We start from the raw sequence: 4,626 nt of genomic DNA on the forward strand, positions 1-4,626 counted from the left end.
AGTTTGGGATAAATGGATTTTATAACAACTGGAGGGGTACATATAAAGGAAGAGGAGATAAAAAGGAGAAATATCCATATGAAGGAGTATTTACAAGAAGTGAAAATCCTTATGAAAGATATACGTCACCTGACAGTAAGAATTATTCATTACTTTCTACAAGTTCAAATATTCGTTCAGCATCATCAAACAATAGACAGGGACTAAAAGGATACGGTTTAGCAAGTACTACACCTGTAAAAGAACCGCTTGTAGGATTTGAAGTAAGTGCAGGTATTAACCCAAGAGTATTTGCAGCTCCGACGGTTACTCCGCTTAATGCAACACAACCTAATTTGCCTACAGCTATAAACTTTGAACCTCCACAGCCTACAGTTCCAGTTATTGTTCCGGCAAATGTTAATATACAGGTAGTTGACTTGGATTCCTATTGGAACAGTTATGGAGATACAGTATTAGGAAAAAATGTTAATGTGACAGGTACACATAAAACTAGTGAAGGATCTTCTTTAACTGGAGGTGCTCCAACCAGTCCAGCTCAGAAGAAGGATAATGCTATAGTGGAGTACGTCCAAGGTGGTGCAACATCATCATATAATTCTGCTGTAGATTCAGTTATGGAAGTAGATGTAACAAGAAAAAGAGCCGTTACATTAGATCCTATAAGTGCTTCTACAAGCCGTCTGGAATTCACTAATAACGGAACGATTCTTTTAACTGCTGATGAAACTGGAGGAATAGAAGTTCAGACAGATAACAGTCCTGGTGGTGGAACAGATGACAGTATTGGAATAAATGGGGCTACAGGAAAAATAATAGGTAACGGAAAAAAACAAATAGGAATGATATTTACAGATGAAGGAAATTCCACTGGAACTTATACATTACAAAATGATGGAACAATTACAATGAACGGTGAAGGTTCGTTAGGTTATGGATTGAAAGTAACATCCAACTGGACAGCAGTAGTTATAAATAATAATACTATAACAATGAAAGGTGATAAGAGTTATGGTATTGCAATAGGAACAAATAATAATGGACTTCAACCAAATTCATCGGCTACAAATAATGGTACTATTAACATAGAAGGGGATGAATCAGGTGGAATCGCTATTTTACACGATATGCAGGGAGGAATTAAAAATACTGCCAATGGTGTAATTAATGTTTCCGGAGAAAACTCTTTTGGAATGTATTCAATAATTAATAAAAATTATGATAATGATGGAACAATCAGTATCATAGGTTCTAAGAATAAGGCAATGGGGTTAAGAATGGAAACTGCAGGAGCCTCATTAACAAATAAAAATTTAATTAGTATATTGAGTACAGGTTCAGATAATATAGGAATATATGCTTCAAATGGAAATGTTATAAATGATGCAGCAGGTAAAATTACTGTTGCTGCAGGACAAAATATAGGTATAATGGCGACTGGATCAGGTACGGCTACAAATAAAGGTGATGTTACAGTAACTTCTGATGGTTCAGTAGGTGTTGTTCAAACAGGTGGAACAGTTAATAATGAAAAAGATATAACTGTTACAGGAAAAACATCGGGAACAGGTAGAGGAACTGCAGGAATTATAGCAACAGGAGGAATGTATAACACAACAGCTCCAGGAAATGTGAATTTTGATGTTGAAGGTAAAGGTTCATTAGGAATATATTCAAAATCCAGTACTGTAAATATTGAAACATATGACGTTAAAGCAAAAGATCAGGCAGTAAACTTTGTAGCAGAAACAGGCGGATCAATTAATTTAAATGGAACAGGTACAGCAACAACAGGTCAGAAATCTCTGTTATTCTATACTAATGGAGGGACAATAAATATAAATCAACCTATGTCAGCAACAATTGACGGAGGTACGGATGCCAATAATAGAGGAACTGCATTTTACTATGTTGGAACAGGGACATATAGTCCATTTAATCAAGGTGTAGTAGGAAGCTGGATATCAAGTACTTTTAACAATACTTTGCATAACCTTACTTTAACTATGAATCCAGGATCAAGATTATTTATTGCTCAAAATGTTGGAATGAATTTGACAGATGCAAATCCATCCAGTTTATTTCCAACAGGAGCGGGTCCAACTATAATAAATAATGACTACAAACCTTTTATGCTGTATTTAAGTAAATTAACTATGGATAAGAATGTGAATCTTGATGATGCTAATGATGATTATAATAAACTTGAGATTTCAAATTCATCAATTGATAACAATAACAGTAACACTGTAACAGGTACACAGGCAGGACAAACTGCAATTGCCCAGGAAAACTTGACGACAAACAGAGCTGCTGTTACATTAAATAACAACGGAATAATTAATTTAAGTGGTGCAAACTCAACAGCTATGTACGCTAAATATGGAGTTATCAACAATAATGCAACAGGAACTATTACAATAGGGGATTCTTCAACAGGTCTTTATGGAACAGCGGACAGTATCCTTACAAATACAGGTACTATAACAATGGGAAGCAGTTCGACAGGTATGTATTCTGAAGGGTCAACATCTCAAGGTGTGACAAATGCAGGAACAATTACAAGTACAGGAACATCTTCAGTAGGAGTGCTGTTTAAACCTGATGCCGCACTTGCACCAGGGGCAGTATTAGAAAATACAGGAACTATCACTTTGGGAGATTCAAGTGTCGGACTATATGGAAGCAATACAGCAACAAATTATACTACAAGAAATTCAGGAACAATAACAGTAGGTAATAGCGGTATTGGTATGTTTGGATATGCATCTGATGTAACAGGAGGAACAATAACAGTAGGAAATTCAGGTGTAGGAGTGTATTCCCAAGGAGGAAATGTAAATCTTACAGGAGGAACAATTGCTACAGGAACAACTGAAGCGGTAGGTGTGTACACAGTAGGAAGTGGACAGACAGTTACTAATAGCGGAACAGCATTTAACTTGGGAGATACATCAGTTGCAATAGCAAATGCAGGAAGCGGTAATATAATTAACTCAACAGTGGGAACTGTAAACTTAGGAACAAATAATATCTATGTTTACTCAAGTGATGCGGCAGGAACAGTAAATAATTCAACAAATTTGACAGCGTCAGGTGGAGGAAACTACGGTCTTTATTCAGCTGGAACTGTAACAAATACAGGTAATATGGACTTTGGAAATGGTCTAGGAAATGTAGGAATCTACTCAATTGGAGGAGGTACTGCCACAAATAATGGTGGAGTAATTACAATAGGAGGATCTAATCCAAGTTCGAATTTATACAGCATAGGTATGGCGGCAGGTTATGGAACAACAGATACTGGTCATGTAGTTAATAATGGAACAATTAATGTAAATGGTGATTATGGAATAGGTATGTATGCAAGTGGCTCAGGAAGTACAGCAACAAATACAGGAAACATAGTGTTAAATGGAAACAATACAACAGGAATCTATGCTGATAACGGAGCAACTGCAATAAATACAGGTTCAATTTCAACTGGTTCTGGATCATATTCTAATGTAGTAGGAGTTTACTTAGGACAAGGTTCAACATTGAATAATACTGGTTCAATTACAATTGATGGTTCTAATGCAGTTGGTGTATACTTAAAAGGAGGAACAATTGCCAACTATGGTAACATTACAGTAAATGGAAGCACTAGTACGAGTGATACAGTATATACATTTACAACACCACCGACAGGAAAAGGTGTAGGAGGAGCGGCAATTGATGCACCGGCAGGAGCTGCAAGTGCCACAGTTACAATAAATGGAGTTCAGCAAAATCCGGTAACAGTAAATACATTTGCGAGAAATCCGATAGCGGTATCAGCTTCAAGCATAGGAATGTATGTTAATACATCAGGAGTGGATTATACAAATGCAATAAATGGATTAGGAAACTTAACATCTAAAGCGGATTTAATAATTGGTACAGAGGCAACTGAAATGACAAACAGCAGATCAATTGTAGTAAACGATCCTCAGATTTTAAATCCATACAACAATGCAATAAGAACAAGTGGAGTATCAGACTGGAATATTTATTCAGCAGGATTGACTTGGCTGGCAACACCTACATTAAATCCAACAGATGGAACAATGACAAATATCTACATGGTTAAAGTGCCTTACACTGCCTGGGCAGGAAATGAAGCTTCACCGGTGGAAGTAAAAGATACATACAACTTCTTAGACGGATTGGAACAGAGATATGGAGTTGAAGAATTAGGAACTAGGGAAAGACAGTTGTTCAGCAAGCTAAACAGTATTGGAAATAATGAGGAAGTTTTATTCTATCAAGCTGTAGACGAAATGATGGGACACCAATATGCAAATGTACAGCAGAGAACTCATGGAACTGGAAGACTGATAGATAAGGAAATTAGTCACCTGGCAAAAGAATGGGATACTAAGTCTAAACAGTCAAACAAAATAAAAGTATTCGGAATGAGAGATGAATACAGTACAGATACTGCAGGAATAATAGACTATAACAGTCATGCATATGGATTTGCATACCTGCATGAAGATGAAACAGTTAAGTTAGGAAACTCAAGCGGATGGTATGCAGGAGCGGTACACAATAGATTCAGATTTAAAGATATAGGAAGATCAAAAGAAAATCAGACTATGTTAA

General features: G+C 36.4%; 1 protein-coding gene. It reads left to right on the top strand.

What is annotated here, in order from left to right; translation table 11 throughout:
- Positions 1 to 4,626, top strand: a 4,626-nt coding sequence (locus HMPREF1984_RS02385; RefSeq protein ID WP_021766281.1) for a hypothetical protein, incomplete at both ends; no start/stop codon positions are given.

The organism is Leptotrichia sp. oral taxon 215 str. W9775 (assembly GCF_000469505.1).
Classification (GTDB): Bacteria; Fusobacteriota; Fusobacteriia; order Fusobacteriales; family Leptotrichiaceae; genus Leptotrichia_A.